The organism is Peribacillus sp. NPDC096379, assembly GCF_044762875.1.
Lineage (GTDB): Bacteria > Bacillota > Bacilli > Bacillales > DSM-1321 > Peribacillus.
Map to the genome: position 1 here is coordinate 43,832 of NZ_JBIWFD010000009.1, position 21,075 is coordinate 64,906.

General features: G+C 35.7%; 21 protein-coding genes, 1 pseudogene and 1 riboswitch. Of the genes and pseudogenes, 10 read left to right on the forward strand and 12 right to left on the reverse strand.

Features of this window, described 5'->3' with window-relative positions:
• The first annotated feature begins 101 nt into the window (after positions 1-101).
• Entirely contained in the window at positions 102-1,220 is a 1,119-nt protein-coding gene (locus tag ACIQZI_RS22750; RefSeq protein ID WP_403077779.1) for an NAD(P)-dependent alcohol dehydrogenase, read from the forward strand.
• A gap of 85 nt (positions 1,221-1,305) precedes the next feature.
• Here the strand turns inward: ACIQZI_RS22750 and ACIQZI_RS22755 are convergent.
• From ACIQZI_RS22755 to ACIQZI_RS22770, 4 genes and pseudogenes are all read right to left on the reverse strand, one after another.
• Positions 1,306-1,444, reverse strand: a pseudogene (locus tag ACIQZI_RS22755) (integrase); the annotation flags it as partial.
• A 504-nt stretch (positions 1,445-1,948) separates the two neighbouring features.
• On the reverse strand, positions 1,949-2,245 hold the full coding sequence (locus tag ACIQZI_RS22760; protein WP_403077781.1) for a hypothetical protein: 297 nt from the start codon (positions 2,243-2,245) through the stop codon (positions 1,949-1,951).
• Between the two features lie 24 nt (positions 2,246-2,269).
• A complete protein-coding gene (locus tag ACIQZI_RS22765) occupies positions 2,270-2,917 on the reverse strand; it encodes a permease prefix domain 1-containing protein (protein WP_403077784.1) in 648 nt (215 codons plus the stop codon).
• Entirely contained in the window at positions 2,914-3,240 is a 327-nt protein-coding gene (locus ACIQZI_RS22770; protein WP_403077787.1) for a PadR family transcriptional regulator, read from the reverse strand. The genes ACIQZI_RS22765 and ACIQZI_RS22770 overlap by 4 nt, the downstream gene beginning before the upstream one ends.
• A 347-nt stretch (positions 3,241-3,587) precedes the next feature.
• On the opposite strand from ACIQZI_RS22770, the gene ACIQZI_RS22775 reads away from it, so the two are divergent.
• A complete protein-coding gene (locus tag ACIQZI_RS22775; RefSeq protein ID WP_403077790.1) occupies positions 3,588-3,920 on the forward strand; it encodes a tyrosine-type recombinase/integrase in 333 nt (110 codons plus the stop codon).
• A 157-nt stretch (positions 3,921-4,077) separates the two neighbouring features.
• Here the strand turns inward: ACIQZI_RS22775 and ACIQZI_RS22780 are convergent, their stop codons facing one another.
• From ACIQZI_RS22780 to ACIQZI_RS22810, 7 genes are all read right to left on the reverse strand, one after another.
• On the reverse strand, positions 4,078-4,365 hold the full coding sequence (locus tag ACIQZI_RS22780; RefSeq protein WP_403077793.1) for a hypothetical protein: 288 nt from the start codon (positions 4,363-4,365) through the stop codon (positions 4,078-4,080).
• A gap of 5 nt (positions 4,366-4,370) precedes the next feature.
• Entirely contained in the window at positions 4,371-4,766 is a 396-nt protein-coding gene (locus ACIQZI_RS22785) for an SHOCT-like domain-containing protein (RefSeq protein WP_403077796.1), read from the reverse strand.
• Positions 4,767-4,780: 14 nt separating this feature from the next.
• On the reverse strand, positions 4,781-5,143 hold the full coding sequence (locus tag ACIQZI_RS22790) for a DUF2089 domain-containing protein (protein ID WP_062187133.1): 363 nt from the start codon (positions 5,141-5,143) through the stop codon (positions 4,781-4,783).
• A gap of 837 nt (positions 5,144-5,980) precedes the next feature.
• Positions 5,981-6,748, reverse strand: a complete 768-nt coding sequence (locus ACIQZI_RS22795; RefSeq protein ID WP_403077800.1) for an ABC transporter ATP-binding protein — start codon at positions 6,746-6,748, stop codon at positions 5,981-5,983.
• Positions 6,749-6,915: 167 nt separating this feature from the next.
• Positions 6,916-9,270 (reverse strand): ABC transporter permease, encoded by a 2,355-nt coding sequence (locus ACIQZI_RS22800; protein ID WP_403077803.1) that lies wholly within the window; start codon positions 9,268-9,270, stop codon positions 6,916-6,918.
• A 996-nt stretch (positions 9,271-10,266) separates the two neighbouring features.
• The gene (locus ACIQZI_RS22805) at positions 10,267-12,447 is read right to left on the reverse strand and encodes an amidase family protein (protein WP_403077806.1); all 2,181 of its coding nucleotides are present in this window, start codon (positions 12,445-12,447) and stop codon (positions 10,267-10,269) included.
• 166 nt (positions 12,448-12,613) lie between these two features.
• Positions 12,614-14,683, reverse strand: coding sequence for a methyl-accepting chemotaxis protein (locus tag ACIQZI_RS22810; RefSeq protein WP_403077809.1), 2,070 nt, complete (start codon positions 14,681-14,683; stop codon positions 12,614-12,616).
• A gap of 251 nt (positions 14,684-14,934) precedes the next feature.
• A riboswitch (cyclic di-GMP riboswitch) is annotated at positions 14,935-15,045 on the reverse strand.
• Between the two features lie 709 nt (positions 15,046-15,754).
• Between ACIQZI_RS22810 and ACIQZI_RS22815 the strand changes: the two genes are divergently transcribed.
• The 6 genes from ACIQZI_RS22815 (at position 15,755) to ACIQZI_RS22840 (ending at position 17,978) form a co-directional block, all read left to right on the forward strand.
• The gene (locus tag ACIQZI_RS22815) at positions 15,755-16,012 is read left to right on the forward strand and encodes a hypothetical protein (RefSeq protein ID WP_403077812.1); all 258 of its coding nucleotides are present in this window, start codon (positions 15,755-15,757) and stop codon (positions 16,010-16,012) included.
• 390 nt (positions 16,013-16,402) lie between these two features.
• On the forward strand, positions 16,403-16,594 hold the full coding sequence (locus tag ACIQZI_RS22820; protein WP_403077815.1) for a helix-turn-helix transcriptional regulator: 192 nt from the start codon (positions 16,403-16,405) through the stop codon (positions 16,592-16,594).
• Positions 16,578-16,757 (forward strand): hypothetical protein, encoded by a 180-nt coding sequence (locus tag ACIQZI_RS22825; protein WP_403077817.1) that lies wholly within the window; start codon positions 16,578-16,580, stop codon positions 16,755-16,757. Before ACIQZI_RS22820 ends, ACIQZI_RS22825 begins: the two co-directional genes overlap by 17 nt.
• Positions 16,757-16,993 (forward strand): hypothetical protein, encoded by a 237-nt coding sequence (locus tag ACIQZI_RS22830; RefSeq protein WP_403077820.1) that lies wholly within the window; start codon positions 16,757-16,759, stop codon positions 16,991-16,993. Before ACIQZI_RS22825 ends, ACIQZI_RS22830 begins: the two co-directional genes overlap by 1 nt.
• A 131-nt stretch (positions 16,994-17,124) precedes the next feature.
• Positions 17,125-17,247 (forward strand): hypothetical protein, encoded by a 123-nt coding sequence (locus ACIQZI_RS22835; protein ID WP_403077823.1) that lies wholly within the window; start codon positions 17,125-17,127, stop codon positions 17,245-17,247.
• A 104-nt stretch (positions 17,248-17,351) separates the two neighbouring features.
• Entirely contained in the window at positions 17,352-17,978 is a 627-nt protein-coding gene (locus tag ACIQZI_RS22840; RefSeq protein WP_403077826.1) for a hypothetical protein, read from the forward strand.
• A 410-nt stretch (positions 17,979-18,388) separates the two neighbouring features.
• On the opposite strand, the gene ACIQZI_RS22845 is transcribed toward ACIQZI_RS22840, so the two are convergent.
• Positions 18,389-18,745, reverse strand: coding sequence for a hypothetical protein (locus ACIQZI_RS22845; RefSeq protein WP_403077829.1), 357 nt, complete (start codon positions 18,743-18,745; stop codon positions 18,389-18,391).
• Positions 18,746-18,893: 148 nt separating this feature from the next.
• Between ACIQZI_RS22845 and ACIQZI_RS22850 the strand changes: the two genes are divergently transcribed.
• Both ACIQZI_RS22850 and ACIQZI_RS22855 read left to right on the forward strand, forming a co-directional pair.
• Positions 18,894-19,043 (forward strand): hypothetical protein, encoded by a 150-nt coding sequence (locus tag ACIQZI_RS22850; protein ID WP_403077831.1) that lies wholly within the window; start codon positions 18,894-18,896, stop codon positions 19,041-19,043.
• Positions 19,043-20,533 (forward strand): recombinase family protein, encoded by a 1,491-nt coding sequence (locus ACIQZI_RS22855; RefSeq protein WP_403077834.1) that lies wholly within the window; start codon positions 19,043-19,045, stop codon positions 20,531-20,533. The genes ACIQZI_RS22850 and ACIQZI_RS22855 overlap by 1 nt, the downstream gene beginning before the upstream one ends.
• Positions 20,534-21,075 lie beyond the last annotated feature (542 nt).

Sequence of the window (21,075 nt, forward strand, 5' to 3'; positions counted from 1 at the left end):
CGTCTAGTAAATCTTTGTACTTAAAGATAACTATTAAAGCAAATAAGAAAGCGATATCATGAAATTGCGGACAAAATATGAACATTTCGGGAGAGATTTTAATGAAAATTAAAGCAGCCGTTTTAAATGGACTTCACCAACCATATGAAATAGAAGAACTTGAATTAAGTGAAATTCGTGATGATGAAGTGTTAGTAAAAATCGTGGCATCTGGTATGTGTCACTCTGACGATGTGGTACGTAAAGGTTATACAGATTACCCTATGCCAATCGTTCTTGGACACGAGGGGTCAGGGATTATTGAAAAAATAGGGAAAAGCGTTGTGGGTTACGAACCAGGAGATCATGTCGTAATTTCTTTTGCTTATTGCGGACATTGCGATAGCTGTTTAACAGGCTTACCAGCATCATGTGATGACTGGAACCATATAAACTTCTATGGTAAACGTGATGATGATACACCTTATTTAACAAAAGAAGATGGTACACCAGTTACACGTTTCTTCGGTCAATCATCATTTTCGACATATACGGTTGTAAGTCCATCAAGCTTAACAAAAGTTGATAAATCTGTAGACTTACGTTTAGTTGGTCCACTTGGCTGTGGTTTCTTAACAGGTAGTGGTACAGTATTTAATGGTTTAAAACCAGAACCAGGAACAACAATGGCTGTTTTTGGTACTGGTGCAGTTGGCTTAGCTGCAATGATGGCTGCGAAAATCGCAGGCTGTACAAAAGTTATCGCTGTTGATATCCACGATAACCGCTTAAAATTAGCGAAAGAGCTTGGTGCAACACACATAATCAATAGTAAAAACATCGATGTGAAAGAAGCAATTCTGGAATTAACAAATGGTAAAGGTGTTAACTACAGTGTGGATACGACTGGTGTAAATGTCGTTGTTCATAGCGCCATCGAAGTTTTGGCAGTAGGTGGTTCTGTAGCACCGGTTGCAGCAGCTCAAGAAATGGAAATTAACACGACAAATGACTTCACAATGCAAAATCGTAACTTAGTTGGTGCCCGTATGGGTAAAGCAGTTCCACAATTATCAATCCGCCAAATGGTTGATTTCTATAAAGCAGGGAACTTCGCATTTGGCAAACTTGCGAAATTCTATAAATTTGAAGATATCAATAAAGCTGCAGAAGAATCACTATCTGGTAAAATAATCAAACCAATCTTGATTATTGACGAAACATACGTACCAGAAAATTAATTTTACGTTCAACGTATTTAAAAGGAGGGGTATTCCTTTACAGATCCCCCTCCTTTTGTGTCCCCACCGTTCATCTTAAATATCATTTTAACCAAACGCTACATCGCGTATTAAAATATACTTCTCGCTCTTTTTTCCCTTCTACTGACAGACTGTTGATTATAATTGATTGAGTACTTATCTATATCAACAGCTTCCCCAATTCTACATCCGGTTGAATAAATGATGCTTTCTGTTTTTATGATAAAGTTTTACTTATTTCTGAAGAAACGCTCAAAATATCTTCAATTTTTATTATCACGCTCTTCGCAATAGAATCATCTTTCGAATTCGGTGAAATGTCTTCAAATCCTTTTGTGACTATCGGTAGGAATTTAGAAAAACATACAAATAACATACGATTGCACCATAGTTTACAAACGATTTATTGTCGAATTTGCAAACAAATAATCAAGTAAAGCAGTATATAAAAACGATTACATTAAAATAAAACTTAATCCAATACTTCTAAGGAGAAAACATTATTTTTCTTGAAATCACTTATTATCTCTTAAGACAATAGGAATCTCAATTGGTCAAAAGATAAATTATATCTTTCATATTCACATGATTGTTCCTATTAATTGAATTTATTATCTCATTTTCGACTAAATAAACCCGTAAGTGGAACAGGTAAATAGGAGCTATATATAGCAAAGGCACGTTTCTTACCTCATAATACCCGATAGTTAAAAACCAATCATGATAATGACCCCATAAATGAAAACAGCTATAGGAAAAATAATGAAAATCCAGTTAAATAGTTGTAAAACTCTTAACAAAAGAATCATCTTTTTTCCTGCTAATTTTCTAATATATATAAAAGAAATTAAACCAATTATAGGTGTAAAGAATCCAGTTACTCCGTAATTCGGCTCAGAGGCATCGATTAATTCTTCGATAAGAAAAGCTGAGAATATAAGATTGATAACTAATAAAAATAATGGAATCAATAAGTTTATTTTTTTAATTGTCATATCAGTCAATTATACAACCTCCATCTTATAACTTTAATGGACCGTCGTCCTCTTAAGTTTATTTTTATTACGCACAAAGAGCAAAGTAAACAGCTGCCTTGAAATGATGTACGCAAAAGCACCAATTGGAACGGCATACAAATCCAGCCACAAGCTGTCCTGATACTGCTCCGGATGCTTAAACAGCAACGGCGTCTGGATTCCGCCAAATAACAATGATGGCATCAAAAAGAACAGCCAAGGATTTAGCAGCCATTTCACCTTAATTTGGCTGGCAAGGGCTTCATACAAAACCTCACCGGTACCGGTAATAAGGGTTACGATGAGCATCCCCATCAACACACTGTAAAGCGGCAAACTATTATCAAATTCTGGATGATAGTATTCCATAGCAGAATAGGAAACAAGACATAAAAACCCGGTAACAAAAATAACGCACCACACGAACCGAATTGGTTTATAAAATGGAAAAATGGTCCTCTTTAACTCTCGATTCAGCTTACCTTGATTACCAAAGGATTCAATAGCCTGACGAACCGCATTTTCTTCAGAATATCCTTTAATTAATAGTTCTTTTACATGGTCCTGAAGATGTGCATAAATCTCTTCTCTTAATTCCTCCTTTTCATCATCGGGCAGACCCAAGGTGATTTCCTTTACATATTGTTCAATCTCCTTCATGATAATCCCTCCACTGTATTTTCTATTAACGTATTGATTTGTTTCCAATTTCGCAGCTTTTCTGCCAAAACAGTACGCCCGGTTTTAGTAATAGAATAATACTTTCTCCGGCCGCCCTCCGATCCCTGACTCCAATACGACGTCACACATTCTTTTTTCTCTAGCCTCTTTAATGCAGGGTACAATGTTCCTTCATTCATATGGTAGGCATCATGGCTTAATACCCGTAATTTTCTTGTCATTTCATACCCATAGCAATCCACTTCTGCTAATAATGATAGTAATAAGATTTCAATACTGCCCTTTAGCAGCTCCCTGTCCATAATATTCCCTCCAAGTTTTTTGTATCAACATTGTATAACAATTTACATCGTATAACAATGTGATTTATAAAAAAACCCATTTTCCCCATCAATTGTATTTACTTCCTTGCTGCTCATTCTGTTTATCACGTTACGGATTACTCACTCTCTAATCGGGCATCATGAAATCAGTAAGTTGTTACCCTATTTCTCTCAGTTAAGATCAAAGGATATTAAATGAAAATGTATCAAGACACGCTGAATGACTTAAAGGTTCAAGGATACTCAGACAGTACAAGGGAAGGAATCAACCGGACAAGAAGAATGATTTCCCGAAAAGCTAGAGCTAATCAAGAAGGAAAATTATTGTGGATGAAGAGGTAATAAACGCTTTGAAGAAGCATAAAAAGGATCAAGATCAAGTCATTGAGCGGTTAGGGGACGATTGCTACAATGAAGACTTTATTTTTGCAAAGATGGGACGACAATACGGATATCCCATCGTCATTAAGACCGTTCAAAATAGAATGGCAAGACTGCTTAGAATTGCAGGCCTGTACCTTAAGTTAAAACCGCATTCGTTACGCCATACGCATACATCACTTCTTGCCGAGGCTAAAGTTGCTTTAGAACAGACCATGGATCGGTTAGGGCATTCCGATGATCAAATTACAAAAAATGTGTATCTCCACATTACGTAAGAAATGAAAAAAGAAGCCTCCCAAAAGTTCAGTGAACTTATGAGAAGCTTCGATTGGCCGCCAAAATAGAAAAGGGTGGTCCAGCATATCAGTTAAATCCTACTTTCTGGGCACCCCACTTTTAAATAGCCAATTCGCCTAGTCTAACAATTTAGCTCTATAGCTTAACAACAACTTCAGTACCTTCTTTATCTTGAACCTCTACTATCGTCAACCCTCTATATTGCTTTACGGCTTTTAACAATGCCCTAATATCTTTGCGATCAATAGATGTAGGAATCCAAACGTTTTCTTTAACGTTCATATTGGATTTTTCAATCATTCGATGAATGAATGACCATATCATTCGTGAAGATATAACGTAGCCCCCTGTCCGTAATAGAAAATACGGTACCCGAACTATTAATTGCTTACGATCTTTTAGTTTGACCTTCACTTTGATCATCAGGCTCACTCAATTACAACCAACACTTTATCACCGTTTGCACTTGTAACATCAACGATTTGTCCAGATAATTCTTTTTCAATCGCTTCTAAAATCAGATCAACATCTATGGTGTTAATATCCTTTACATACTTAGCGGATTCCGGAATGGCTGAAGCGATACTTAGTCCTGTTTTTAACGCTACTTTGATTAATCGTAATGGCAAATTAACATTCACATTATCGCCCTGCTCAGATGAAACGCGAATTCTCAACATTCTATCCAAATAGTCCGTTTGCTTAGCCGCAGGTATAGCTGCTGCCTCTTTCTCTTTCAATACATGGATCAGTTCAGTTGCCTTTTCCGAGCCTAACTTCCCTTCTTGAACCATAGTCAATATTTTTGAAATGTCTTCCTTCATAACAAAGCCTCCCTTTACTCGTCCTTTAAAATTCTTATTGCTTCCTCTGGAGAAATTTCACCTTTTTCTAGCATGGAGATGACTTTTCTCTCTTCTGTTTCATTCTTTTTTTCTGCATAACCAAGAGCAGCGATGATGTCATTTAATTTTCCGCGTACAGTTGGATAAGAAATGCCTAACTCTTTTTCCACTTCCTTTATATTTCCGCGGCTTTTCAGGAATATTTCAATGAAGTAGTGCTGCTCTTTAGTGAGAGAAGCTAGTTTCGATAATTCAAATTCGTTTTCAATTGTTGTATGACAATGGGTGCATTGCAATTTTGTAATCTTCAACGTATCGCTGCACACTGGGCAAGTTGTAATCACCGGATAAATCACAGCCATCCCCCTTCTTTAAATTATTTATATCATAATTAATAATCTTAAAAATGTAAACATATAAAATTAAATATTTTAATTTTTATATTCACAAAATAAACATTTATGCTCGTATAATAACCAATATAGAAGAAAAGGCCTCCCACCAGTTCAGTAAACTGATGAAAGACCTTCTCTGATAAGTTGGTTTTTATGCATTTATATTCAACTACCTAAAAACCCCTTTATTGAAATGAAGGGATTTTATCTAGTTTATCCAATTTTATTAAGATTATAGAAATTCGAATAGCCAGCGTAAGTAGTTGTCCAAAATAACAAGACATTTAACGTCCCATTCACTAAGCCATACTTATACATCTTTATTTGCAGAAACAGGAATTGAATTTTTACAGATCATGGACCGTCTCGGATATTCAGATGATCACATCACCAAAGATGTCTATCTACATGTGACACAAGAAATGAAAAAAGAAGCTTCCCACAAGTTTTCTCAACTCAGGAGAAGCCTCTAATTTTAAAATCTTGGCACCTTTTTGGAACCTAATTTAAGGTACCTAGTGCTAAAACGTTGGGATTACTGGGTGTAATTCAGTGAATTACGTCATGCCGCCCGTAAGATGAGAGTGTGTAATATCTTTGGTGATGTGTTCAAAAAACGCGATATATCTAGGGGTGTAAAAATTAGGAGTGTAACATTTTTAACATGATTTCATTATTTTCACTTGATTGCGTTAGCAAATTGTTAGCGTGCCTTTCCTTACAAACATTCTTAACTATTCCTTTCGAGCTTACCTAATAAATTTCCCATATGAACTTTATACGAATGCCAATGAAAAACTAGAATCCATTTTCCACTAACCATTTCATAATGCTTTCTTCTCTTTCCTTAATATCGTCATGCCGCGCATCGTATTTACGCATTTTCTTCTGCGCAACAAGATTTCCATCTACCATATACAATACTCTTTCAGTTTTTGCTGCCACCTTTACATCATGCGTAACGAGCATTACGGTCGTCCCTTTTTGATTAACCTCTGCAAGAATTGACATAATCTCTTCTGTCGATTTGGAGTCTAATGCTCCGGTCGGTTCATCTCCAAAAATGATATCCGGATTATTGATCAATGCTCTGCAGATGCCGACTCTCTGTAGCTGTCCACCAGATGCTTGGGTGATATTATGATCTGCAAGCTTTTCAATTCCTGTCATTTCCAACAGTTTTTTTGCTTTTTGATTTACCGCATTTTTATCCACATCTTTTGATACAAGAGCAGGAAACATAACATTGTCAATCAATGACAGATTCTTTAATAGATTAATATCCTGAAAGATAAATCCCATTGTTTCCAATCGAATCTGCGCCAATTCTTCTTCTTTTAGTCTGCCGATTTCACGGCCTTTAAATTTCATACTGCCAGAAGTAATTCTATCCATACCGCTTACATTATATAGAAGCGTTGTCTTCCCGCTTCCGGATGGCCCCATGACCGATACGAATTCACCTTCCTCTATCTCCAAGTTTACATCCTTTAAGATATGAAGCTCATTTTCTTTTCCTAAATCTACTTTTTTGTTTATACTTCTTGCTTCTAATATTTTTCTCATATATATTCCTCCGGTATAAGATATTTGAAACAAATTCTATACCGCAGAGGCACCCCGGAATGCCTTATTTTTCAGGAATCTGCATTCTTATTTGCATCGGTGCCTTCACGCAGTAGGCTTCTTCCATCTTCGGAGATACGCCTCAACTCCGACCTTTTTCATCCGTTCTAACTTCTTAAAACTACAGATAAATCATCTTCTGCTGTTACCTTACAGCACACAGATATCGTAAATCCAACGGCTACAATCAGGGCTAACGGACATAGTAGCCAAGTCTGCCATGCAACATTAACTAATTGAATTTTTGCGGCTCCCATAGAGGACATTGCCATACTTACAAGAAATTCTCCTAAATAATTAGAAGCCAGCACTCCAACTATGATTCCTGATATGAGTACCATCATAGTTCCTGCCATATATTGATGTTTAATATTTTTAGAAGTTAATCCCATACTTCGCATAATTGCAATCTGAGACATATCCTTTGATAATAACATCCGAAGGAATAATGCAGTTATCAATACAGCAATAATTACTGCTATTGCGATTCCGCCTATAACAATCAGGCTCATCTGATCAATGATGTTTCCAAGAGTCTGCCCAGTATATTCTTTGATATCATTTACCTGCGCAGAATCATAGGTATTCTGATAATAGTCCATTTTCTCACGAACATCGACGCTTGAAGCCACGTCCATGCTCACAATATACCAAAGAACGGCCTCTTCATTTAAACCGAGACTGGTATGTGCCTTTGCTGTTTTTCCGCCATTTGTAATATCTTGATAAATACCAGTTACTTTCAAGGTCTTTTCTGTCCCGGCAACCTTTACTACTACTTCATCTCCAACTTTCTTGTTTACCCCGTCTTTTGACGCATTTGCAAAGGAAAGTGAGATTTCCGCTTCACCCTGAGGTGCTCTGCCTTCCAGATATTTTAATGGAAATACTGAAAAATCTCCGGTTTCAATATTCATATAGTCCCAGAAACCTTCCCCATTTTTGACCTGATAGGAACTTGTGATATAGGCCGCATACTTTTCAATATCCAAATCATTCTGCAGTTCCGCCTGTAGCTTTTTAAAATCTTCTGTAATCGTATCTGTCCTTCGAAGATCGATTCTCATGTCGGATTTCCCAATTCCCATGTATGTGGAAAATCCCGGTGAATTCATGGTGTTATAAATATTTAAGGGGAGTATGACAATGAACGTACATATGATAAAAATAACAAACAGCAGCCTGTATAATTTGAATCGTTTCCATACATCCCTCAGCCCCATGTAAATATTGGTGCTGAAGAATTTGTTCTTTAGCAGCGGGAAATGGTATTTTCGGTTCTTTTCGCGCTCCATAGAATCTTTCCGTAAAGCTTCCACCGCAGAAATCTTATCGATTCTTTTCAGCACTTGCTGGCAGTACATCACAATCATGAAATATACAAGTAATGGAGCTATAAGCGATGGTACATATGTTAAGCTACCTGATAAATCGGAAGATATGTAAAGTCTCATATTACCGTTTAACAGATTTACCGCTGCCAAGGAAAGCAGATAACCGATAATACCGGCTGCTGCTGAGATGACTCTATATTTATTAAGATAGACCTTTTTTATATCTTTTTTGGATATTCCCATTGCTTTCATAACACCGATTTCTCTAATATCTTCATCAATCGTTGCCAGAAATGTAAGTCTGATACAGAGCGAAGCAATCACAATAAGCAGAATACTAATAAATATAATGATAATCGCAACTGCCATATCAGATATAGCATTAAACATCGTAAATATCTTCCCTTCGATTATAGGACCGTTTGCCGGAAGACCGGCTTCGATATAGGCAGTCTGAACCGCAGCAGAATCCCCGTTTTCATTCAGTTTGAACTCGATCAGATATTCCAGTTCCCCAGCCTGCATTTCAAGTATTTCATCATAGTCATTCTGATTTATCACAAACCGTTTTGAAGAAGTAAGGGAAGAGTTCATCTCAAAATCTCTTGCATAATCTGAAATGACAAACTCTTTCTCATCCCCGCCGCTTTTCACCGTAATCGTATCACCTATTTTTAAGTCGTGTTGTTCCATGAAATAGATGGGAACCGCAACGAAACCTTCATTTACATCCAGCTTTTCATTATCCAGATCCAATATAAAATCAAATTTCTTATTCTGTACAACAAACGAAATATCCTGTATAGTTCCAGCCATCGTTTGATTTTGGCCAAAATGAATATTACTTCCATCAATATTCTGAAGAACCATCGTCTCCTGCATCGCTATATGGTCACGGTATTGTTCTGTGAATTGGTCGATTTCTGCCTGGTTATATTCTCCGGCATGCATTACCGCAATGTCAGCTGGAACTGCACGCTCCCGAAGATCTGATATCGACTGAATCAGATTGGCAATGTTATTAATGGCACTGGCTGCCAAAATAACGGCCATCGTGATAAATACATATACTGTCATCGTTACAATTTTGTTTCTGAGGAAATCATTCTTGATTATTTTCAAAAACATTATTATTTCTCCTTCCTGCATTGATAAAATTTTTCTAATTTATCTTGTCTCTAACAAATTTGGTCATTTCTTCAGAGGAAGAATTTCCATTAACTTTTTGAATGAATAATGTGCTTACATGCTGAATTCTTAGTAGACTTGACCTAAATGATTATTGAACTTACTAAAGTAATCATACAAAATGGTATTTATTAGGCAAACCCGCTTAAGCCTAATTATTTACTAAGCCCTCAGCCCTATTTTAGGAAGTTGATTATTGGAGGTTATTATAAAAAAATAATCGGAATGTAAGGAAGGTAGTGGAAGAAGTAATAATCGTTTCAACTGCAACGGACAAGCACGAAGAGTTTATTGATGAACTAATGGGCACACAGGGTCAAGAATGGGTATTTATTGATAAGCAATGGATCTAGTAATCTATATCTTTTTTATCAGTCGTTCTAGATCGGATTTGGATGATTTCATTTTTAATAAAGGCTGTTTTCGCATACTTTGTTGCTTTTCAATTATATTTACACTAACAACCTGGGTTGATTTCCGTTGCAGGTACTCGCTTTCCGCGGGCGGTCTCCCTCAACACGCTTGTCCCGCAGGAGTCTCGCACCTTCCACTACAATCAACATCTACTCGAATTTACTTTGCTAATAACAACAATCTTTACGAAAAGAACCTTAATAAAAGATCTATTCGCAAAAATTACTTATCATTGGAGACGTATTACTTTTTACTACACAATTTCTATATAGTTTAATAACCTCTTCACTTACACAACCCTTCCTCTGGATTTTTTCGTATTGGGTGTGACGAACTGATTTTGGTGATAATTAGAATTCAATCTTTATTTCATTTATCATATTTATTCAAGCAATTTTATTGAATATATCACCAACATTTCTAAACAAAAAAGGTCCTTCACCAGTTCAGTGAACTGATGAAAAACCTTCTCTTTTGCATTATTATTCTTGTTTCTTCCGCTAAAAGATTTAGTTTCAACCTTTACTTTGAAGGCTTAAATTTATCATCTAGACATCGAGCCATAAAAGCAGCAAAATGTTGACGTGATAGATTAATAGTTGGTTTAAACGTTCCATCTTTGTAACCAGCAGTAATATTATTTGCTGCCAGTATGGATATAGAATTATATGCCCAGTATCCTTTTGGGACATCCTTGAAATCCGTTGGATAAGTTCCTTTTAAGTCATAAGCCAACACTAGGACCTTAGCCATTTGTGATCGGGTTAACGTTCCGTTAGGATCAAAATATTTTTGACCTTGGGCATTTATTTTCCCATTGATAATACCTAATTCAACAGCCTTCGCAATCTCTTCATATCCATAATCATCAGGCTTCACATCAATAAATCCCGGATTAAGAACACTAGAATAATCCGTAATTCCTTTTTCTCTTAAAATGATCTCTATAGCTTGCAAACGAGTAATTGGTTCATTTGGTTTAAATGTTCCATCTTTGTATCCTTTAATAATTCCTTTATCAGTCAAATACTCAATCTCATCTACAAAGGAAGTTACATCTTTAAATGTAGTTTTACCATCGAAATCAACTTGGAAATTAGGTGTTGTTTTTGGTATAGTTCTAGCATCGGTTGCCTGTTCAAAAGAATAGGCTAAATCGAGTAGTGATTGTTCACTATATGCCAAACCTAAGAAAGAAACCCCAACAGGTAACTCTTCTTTCGTAGCTCCAGCAGGCACGGTAATTTCAGGGAATCCTGTGGCCGTTGCTACATAACCCGCAGCATACGTGTCATATGCTTCACATACATATGTAGGATCTTCCTTATCAAATCTCGGTGAAGCTGGACATGACAACGTTGGAAAAACAATGGCATCCAAATCATTTTCTTTCATCATTGTTTCGATTTCATGACGTACTTCAGACATTTCTTTCGTTACGATATTGTTGTATTCTGGTGTGTCCTTAAACTCTGCTTGTACCATAGAGTTTTTTAGACCTTCCAGACGCGCTGGATTTACTGGAGTCGATGAATTCAAGACCTCTGGAGATTCACTGATTTTAATAATTTCTTCTAGAGTTCTCGGCTGACCCTCTGGAAGTTGACTTAGATATTCTTCTAATTGAACTTTAAAATCCGCGTCATTAACAGGGCCAATAATAGGTGTCCAAAGATATTTCGTCTTTTCTGAGAAAGAAACTGGAATAAGCTCTGTACCTATTTTCTCCATCTTTTCTAGTGCCTTTTTGGTAATAGAGTCTACCTCTGTGTTATCTCCAAAAAAGTCACTAGCTACTCCGATTCGAGCATTTTTTAAAGCCTTGCTATCTAATAATTTACTATAGTCTTTTACAATGTGATCCTTTGCAAGCAAAGTTTTGTCATCTTTCTCATCAACACCAGCCATAAAACTTAATGCAATGGCTGCATCTTCCACAGACTTCGCTAATGGTCCAGTAGTATCAAAATTTAACGAGGATGGAACTACCCCGCTACGACTTGTTAAACCAAGTGTCGGTCTAATACCAACTAGTCCTGTAACATTAGCTGGTCCTCTGACTGATCCAGATGTATCTGTCCCTAGTCCAAATACAGCAAAATTGGCTGCAACTGCCGCTGCAGATCCGCTGCTTGATCCAGAAGCATCTCGGTTTAGATTATACGGATTTAGAGTTAAGCCGCCTAATGAGCTGTATCCTAACCTGCCATATGATGCTGCGAACTCTGATAAATTTGTTTTTGCAATGATAATTGCCCCTGCATCCTTAAGTTTTTGAATCGTAAAAGCGTCTTCTGTAGGATAAGCATCCTTTAATGCTACTGAGCCTGCTGTCGTAGGCATTCCTATGACATCAAAATTATCTTTAACAACGATTGGGATACCATGAAGAATACTTCTTGAGCCTTCACTTTGTCTTTCTGCATCCAATTGCTTTGCAATCTCTAAAGCTTGATCATTAATGGTAATGATTGAATTAATCGTTGGACCTTGCTTGTCATATTTTTCTATACGCTCTAGATAATATTTAACCAATTGCTCAGAGGTAATCTGATTGTTATTTAATGCTTCAGAAATTTCACCAATACTCTTTTCGAATGGGTCAAATTTGGTTTCTTCTGCAGAAACACTTACCAAAGGAAGCATGGTTATTACTAAAATAAAAGCTATCAAAGTTCTAAACTTGTATATCGTCTTAAACATGGTGTTTCCCCCCTAATATAATTCCTAATTAATGATTAAACTCTTCTATCTCTCTATTTTTTTAAGACATTTTAAATAGACTAAAAACACGATATAAATTTGGTCAAAGATTATATTAGATAATCTAACAATCTTTTCAGCCATTTTGCTGATAGAAATCATAATATTACAGTTTAAATTGCTGAATAACTTCCTCTAATTCTAATGACATTCTTGCTAACTCTTGAGATGCTAATGAAACCTCTTCCATTGAGGCACTCATCTGTTCTGAGGATGCAGCAACATTTTGTGAATGTTCGTTTACCTCTAAACTCGTTTTTGAAACTTCCTCTATATGGGTTACAACTTCTGCTATATGTTTTTTCATGTTATCCATCGCTAGGCTAACCTCAGATATTTTTGTTGTAGCAGCTAGAACTGAATCCTTAATTTCTCCAAAGGCTTTTCCACTTTCATTAACAAGTTTCATTCCTTCTTTAGCAGAGGTTGCCCCCTGATTTACGAAACTCATTGAATCCTCAATGCCATCTTTAATATCATTAATAATTTCATTAATCTGCAATGCTGAATGGCTGGATTGCTCAGCAAGTTTCCTTACTTCATCTGCCACTACCGCAAATCCCTTCCCATGTTCACCAGCTCTTGCAGCTTCAATTGCCGCATTCAAAGCTAATAAGTTCGTTTGCTCTGAAATGGACTGTATGATCAAACTTATCTGGCCAATTTCGTTCGATTTCTCATTTAATACACTAATTTTTTCAGCAGAAGAGGTTACATTTTTATCTATTTCACCCATTTGCTTTACGGTATGGTTAACAACATCACTACCTTGTTTAGCGGATTCAGCTGAATAATGGATGGAATTGCTAACATTTTTCATACTCACTGTAACATCATCAACGTGCTTGAATACTTCATTGATAATACCTACTGCATTCTTCATTGCAGCGTTCTGTTCATCTGTTCCGGTGGCAACACTTTGAATTGACTCAGTTATTTGATTGGAGGCTTTTTGATTCTCAACGGAAGAAGCAGCTAGTTCCTCAGATGTAGCTGATAATGCTTGAGATTCAAACCAAATCTTTTTAATTGTTTCTTTTAAACTACTAGACATAATATTGTAATTCTTCCCCATATCTCCAATTTCATCATTTGACTTAATCGTGACTAATTGAGTCAAATCACCTTTAGACATAGCTAGGGATAAATCACTAATACTTTTGATACTTCGTGTTATCCTCAAACTAACAAAAATGGAAACTAATAAAGATACAACAGCGAAAATCCCGCCTATAATGAAAATCGCCGAGCGTATAGAATCTGCAGTAGTTAAAAGTTCGCTCTTCTCAATAACAGCGATATACTTCCAGCCTTCATTTTTTGAAGAGATTGTGTTTAATACATAATCTTTTCCGTCAATTTTTGTTTCAAACGAGCCATCTTTACTTAAATCCTTTAATTCGGGAACATTTAGCTTAGAAATTTGCTGAAAGTTCAAATCAGCATTCTTTGGATGTGCAAGGATTGTTCCATCTCCTTGCGCTAGAATTACATAGCCATTTTCCCCTATACTGATTTCCTTAATAATACTCGTTAAACCTTCTAAACTAACATCTAGACCTAACACACCGACTTGTTTTCCGCCTTTTTCAATCGCAACTACATTACTTACAATAATTCCTTCTATCCCAGTAGCGGCATAGGCACCTGTTAATTGTACTTTCCCTGGTTCTTCTATACCCGTAGTATACCAAGGACGTTCTCTGGGATCGAAACCAGCTGGCACAGGACCCTCAGGATATTGAACATACCCTCCATCCGATGTCCCCATATAAGCATAAGCTGCATTAGGATGGCTCTTACCAAATTGAGAAAGCATATCAAATATTGCTTTTTCTTTCTCCCCATTTGCTGAAGGGGTCATATCAATTGACCCTTCTCCTGTTATATCTTTATAGGAGGTAATGCTTGAATCAGCATTTAAAACGGCAGGGTTGGTAGCTAATAAATTGACATTTTCCCTAATAGATTCAAAGTACAAGGAAATTCCATTGTCTACCTGTTTAATTTCTCTTTCACTAGAATTGATATAATCCTTCTCGGTTTTTTCACTAACTGTTTTATTAACTAAAAAGCCAATAAAGATGATTGGTACTAATGATAGTAATAAAGAATTAATTAAAAACTTTGCCTGAAATGAAAATCTTTTATTTCCCATTTTACCAAACCTTTCCATTTTTGTTCTAAGCAAGCATAAGATGCTTACTGTTACCTAGCTATTAAATCGTTAACTTCAATAATCTCTCATCCCTTATTAAATATTTTTTTAGCAAAGTTATTATCCTCCATTCACAATTCACTAAAAAATAATCCAGGTTTGTTGATGATTCACAAATTCTCGCTTCTGGAAACTAGTATTGCAAAAAAAAAGACTACTCTATGTACCATAGAATAGCCAAAGGATATTAATAAACATTAATCCACAAATTTGGTAACCAGGCGATCATAGTTTAGATTACGGGACTTTTGACCACTCCCTAAACCTTAGACCCTAGGCTTTGCGTCCTATTCTTTCGAAATAGTTTGCCTTTATATTCCATAAAAACCAATCTAAAATCACATTATATTATATTCTCACATAATTCTACAAACTTCAACAATTTTTGCAAAATAAACCAATACTTTTTATTAACGAGTATTGTTCTTTGAAGAAACTAAGATTGCTTTAAATTTTATTCAGGTTACTGCAAACATACAAAACGCATATGACGCTCTAACGCCACCATTTACTATGTAAGCTAAATCGTGTACAACGCTACACTCACCTAATCACAGTGGTGGCGGTGCGAAGTCAGAATTCGAACTATTTCTCAATAATATAGGTATACTTGATAAGAAGATTGGCTATTTTATGAGATTGCGAAGACCCGCCCCATGTCCCCATACAAAAAAGCTTTCCACCAGTTCAAGTAACTGATGAAAAGCTTTTTTAATTTAATAAACCTCTTATACTAGGCTCATGATGTTTATTACATCATGCCGCCCGTGAGATGAGAGTGTGTAATATCGTTAAAGAGAGGTGCAAAAAGCGCGGTAAATCAGCGTTTTAGATATTGTTGGCTGTAACATCTTTAACGGAGATTTACCGTTTTTTATGGGATTGCGTTAGCAAAATGTTAGCATTTTCAAGCAGATATTCTGGACCAGTTGTTTACACACTCTACATGACTTGTGTACTTTTAACAGACATTATGCACTATGCGACTATATCTACTTAAATTATAGTCAAAGTGGAGGCAAAACAAAAATGTCAAATGTGATTGATGAATTAGAGGTACTAGACGGCTATTTTGACGGTGATAGATTTATCCTAAGGGGAATAAATGGTCACGCAATATATGGAGCGTACAAAGCGGATAATATGCTTTCGTTGGCTAGATTAATTCATGATAATGAGCCATTCAGTTTTACCATTGATAAGGAAAAGATGATTAGAATACCAAGAGAATTAAACAAGCGAATTAAATATGAGTTAACCATGATAGCAGACGAGTTGAGTAGTTAATTTACTACTCTTTTTTTGTTTTATTAGACCCCACCCCGTGCCGAATGATTGACTTTTAGCAGTTAATTTATATGTATCGGTCATCCGCTCCGTATAAAAAATTTTTCAAAATATTAAGGCGTACAACTTTTATAAAACGTATGTCCTAAAACATCCCACCTCAATAAAGGCAGATACCACCATTTTTACAGGTGATTACTATACATTCGTTCTCCCTACTTGCCTATAAAACTTTACCCATGTACGCACAGAAACAAAGGCTTTTTATTGTTATTTATCGTTTTATCTTTTATTTCATTGTTCTATCCCTTTTTTTGTTAGGAATTAATAAACCGTTCTTATAATGAGTATGTCAGAGAACAGTACAACAAAATTAGGAGGTTTTACGGTATGGAAAAAGAGTTTCTAACAGTTCGTTCATTATCAAAGTTACTAGATATGAGTGAGCAAACAACCTATAAATTGGCACGAGAGGGGGTAATCCCAGGACGTATCAAAGTAGGTAAATCCGTTCGTTTTAATAAAACGGTTGTAATTGAATGGCTACAAAAAGGAGGGGCTAAAGATGATCGTCAAAACTAAGGATTTATACAGCTTTTCACAAGCAGCGGAAATATTAGGTGTTACTGCCCAAAGACTTTTTGAATTATGTTCATCATCTTATGTGGAGAAGGTGCACCAAAATAACCGTATCTACTTTACCAAAGAAAGTATTAGACAATTAGTCCTAAGGGGTGATGTTTAATGATTAGCATTGAAAAAACTAGCAGATTACTAAACCACTTTAACATAGCATTTACTGAAAATGCGGTGTTGGGTTACTTACAACGTGGTCAACTTGACAAAGCCCCTCGTATAGAAAGCGGTTATTATTCACGTAACACCAAATACGGCTACAGTGTAAACAAGGATAGCCTAGTAAAGTTTTTACTTGATCATGGGGCTACTGAAAAAGAAATTAATGAAGTTCTTGAGGGATAACTTATCCGCAGCCAACCGCTTTTATGTATTTATCGCATAGAGCGGTTTTCTTATATTTTTGCAACTTATCCGCTAGTTATCTCGATTACTAGATTAACCGTACAAATACAAATTTTTAAGGAGGACTAAACATGGAAAAATTAGTTGCAGTAAACATAGAAACAGGTGAAGTAAAAGGAGATATTGCTTTTTACAGAACCCCCGAACAACAAGAAATAGTCGGTAAGAAAAAAAAAGGGAAGAATATATATTAAGAGGGAACAGACCTTTTATAAGTTGTTTTCATGACTCAATTAAGGATGTTACTCAATACCTATCCCTAACAGTCAGTGGAGCGTTAATGAAATTGTTACTATACATGAAAATGAATGGCAAGGGGCTATTACAGAAGGACGGTAAGCCTTTAAAGCAAATTGATATTCAAAATATCTTTGGTAAGAGTAAAAGACAAACCGTTGATATTGTTAAGCGTCTTGAAACTTTATCTATTCTTATAGCAGTGAAAGACGGTCGTTCAAAACTCTTTTACATAAATGAACGCTTTCATTCCATGGGTAAAATTACGAGGGAGGGGAAATTTACTAAGCTACTCACTACTAAACTTCGTGAAGTAGTAAAAGATTTGAAACTTGAGCAGCTAGGTTTTTTATATAAAATCCTTCCCTACTTTCACTATGATACTTGCGTACTTTCACATAATCCTAATGAACAGGATGAAAAGAAAATCCTGTTCATGAACCGAAATGAGTTATCAACAGCTATTAATTATGATGTTGATAATATTACAGCTTTAGTTAAAAAACTAGAAGAAAAAGGGCTAATAATGACCTCTAGAAGATATGGTAATGTACTTTACTATGTCCATCCTGACTTAATGTACCGCCAAGCAAATAACGGTGATATGGAAAAATTCAATGCTTTACGTAAGATGTTTAAGGCTCATCAAGTCAACGCAATCAGCAGAAAAACAAAAGTTAGGGACTGAAAATTCAGTCCCCTTTTTAATTTCATTTTGTATTTGTACGCCAACAATGCGGTGTAAATTGCACTTATAAACCATTCTATACGGTATCGACTGCACCTATTAATCATGTAGAAAACTTCCCTTAAGCAAATGATATCAATGGCTTAAGCGTTTTACATGTATATTTCCCCTCTTATATCTTGAACAAAATCAACTTACCCTATTTTATAATAAAATTAAAAATCACTAGGGCGAGGAACGAAGCCCTCGAAGTGAGCGAAGCGAACGGAGCAGACAAATGATATTAATTAAATTATTTTAATGAGTTCTGATGTTCGAAGAACTCCCTTCGGTCGTCCTTCTCCATGGTGCTCCTAAAGTCGCACTTATGATTTTCCTTTAATTTTTAAAATGTTTTTCAAGTCGATATTTTACATAGAAAATCTTGAGTATATAAACACAGTAGCTATTAATCCAAACACTACAAAAAGGAAAGGTAAAATTGTTAATGTTATCCCTGCAATTGCCATTCCTCTTCCCTTTGATGACTTTCTAGCCCACAAACCTAATGGAAAACCTAATAAGGAAACAATCCCCGATATTACCGCAAATACTCCATCAATACCCGAACTATACATTTGATTACTTGTTGCTACCGCTGTAATTATAGCAAGAAGTAAGAAAAATGTAGAAATAATACCCAAAATCATCGAAACGATGGCTGAACCTTGTCTATTTTTTTGTGGCTTTACGCTATTTACTGTCTTAGTTGAAGCTTGAGCAGCCATTTAACCCCACCTTTATACCTATGTATTATTTACTATTAAACTTTACCGTAATTCTCCTACTCTTTCAACCTCATTTTTCCAGTAAAGGTATTTCGCAACCATCTGCACATATACAACGATTACTAGGGCATAAAGGGGGCAAATAACTATGAAAATTAAAAGAGAATTTACAGGAACACAGGACTTTAAGTCCTTAATCATCCACCAAATAGAAAAAGAAATTGAAAAGATTGTTTTGGCGGCTTACAATAATAGTCAAGTAGATATAGTCGCCATCAATAATGGGGGGCGACAATAATGAAAGTAGCAGGATATATCAGAGTATCGACTAATAACGAAGGTCAAAAAGAGTCACCAGAAAATCAAAAGAATTTGATTTTGGACTTTATCACGAAAGATCAATATGACCTATATGACTTCTACACAGATGTTCAGACAGGTACTACTAATAATCGTGAAGGTTTAAAAAGTCTTATCCATGACGCAGAAAACAAAGAATTTGATGTAATCGTAGCAAAAGAGTTAAGTAGATTAGGTCGTAATGCCGAATTACTTTACGAGTTAAGGCGAATTGCCGATACAAAAGGTGTACGTTTAATTACTTTAGATGGAAAAGTTGATACACACGACCCTTCAAAACAGGCTATGTTCGGTTTGTATGCTTGGATTTATGAGCAGGAAAGCGAAAGTACAAGCGGACGAATTAAATCTGTTTATGATATCAAATGCAGAAACGGAAAATTCATGGGAAGTATTCCACCATATGGATATCACCTCCAAGATGGAAAGTTAATTATTAGAGGTGATTACACCGTTAATGTTGTTCATGACATCTTTAACAAGTATTTAGAGGGTTGGGGGCATGACAAGATAGCAAGGTATCTGACAAAACAGGATATTCCAACACCTTCACAGGTCGTGAAAAAGACAAATGCAGGGGTATATTGGCAAGGCTCTACTGTAAAGAAGATTTTGCAAAACCCTCATTATGTAGGTGACCTTGTACAAGGTAGAGAAACCACTTTAAGCGTAACGAATAAAAAGCGGAAATTGAAAGATAGGAATGATTGGGTTATTGTTTCAGATAATCATAAGCCAATCATTTCTAGAGAAGTTTTTGAACAAGTACAAAGCCTACTAGAACAAAAAGCTAGAAAAGGTCGGGGCGGTACTAGAAAGAAAAAACATCTTTTTACCAATATCGCTTATTGTGCAGAATGTGGGAATGGATTATGGTATCGTGCTAATCGTAAAGGTTATATATGCGGTTCATATGCTAAACATGGCAATAAAGCCTGTACTAATCATGTGATTAAGGAACAACAGATGAAAGAAATAATTCTTGACGACTTAAAAAGGATGGCTGAGAACCTAGAACATCCTGATTTAGAAAGCAAGATTAAGAAAAAAGTAAAAGCCACAGCAAAACAGAATGAGACAAGATTACAGTCCATAGAGAAACAAGTCTATAAACAGTTAGAGTTAAAGCGTAATGCGTTACAAAAGTTTATTTCAGAGGACATCTCAAAACAGGACTATGATGACTTTGTAAATACCATACAAGAAAAGATACAGCAATTAGAGATAGAAAAGGCAGAGATAAAAAGAGCCATTGATGAGAAAAAAGCAGCTATTAAAACCTCTGCCATCTTGGAACAACTAAAGGCATTCTTAAACTTTAATACTTTAACTACCGAAATGTTGTTACGTTTCGTAGAAAAAATCGAAGTAACTGAAAGTAAGGATGTTAAGATTTACTACAAGTTTGCACAGGTTGAGGGGTTATAATTCCCCTCAATCATTTTTTAGAACTATCTGTGTAATGCACTCCACATGTGTCGTCACTACTATGTGGTTACAATTTATTATCCTCGTTACCTGCATGTGAACACAATTCATTAGATGTTTTTCATCTACACCCTTCTAATGTTTTGGTTTGTATAACTTACCTTTTTTTCTATTTGTACAGGTGAACTTTTCTCGGAGTCTGGGGTCGTGCTACATGCGGTAAGCATAACTACAAGGAAACTTATAAGAATTCCTTTCAGCTTCAAAATAGCCTGCACCTCTTTTATAAACATGTTATCATTAGGATATTTATATGAAAAATATTAATAATATTTGTTCTACTAATATTTTTCATATACCTAATGGAGAGGATGTTAATGATGGATATTAGGCAACTACGCTATTTTATTGCAATTAATGAGAATAAAATCCATATAAACAATATATAAAACCTAAATGAACAAAATATTAAATTTGTATAAACACCAATAGAATGTACGGCATAACAATAATAAAGGTTGCCGATCCGGCTCATAAAACCT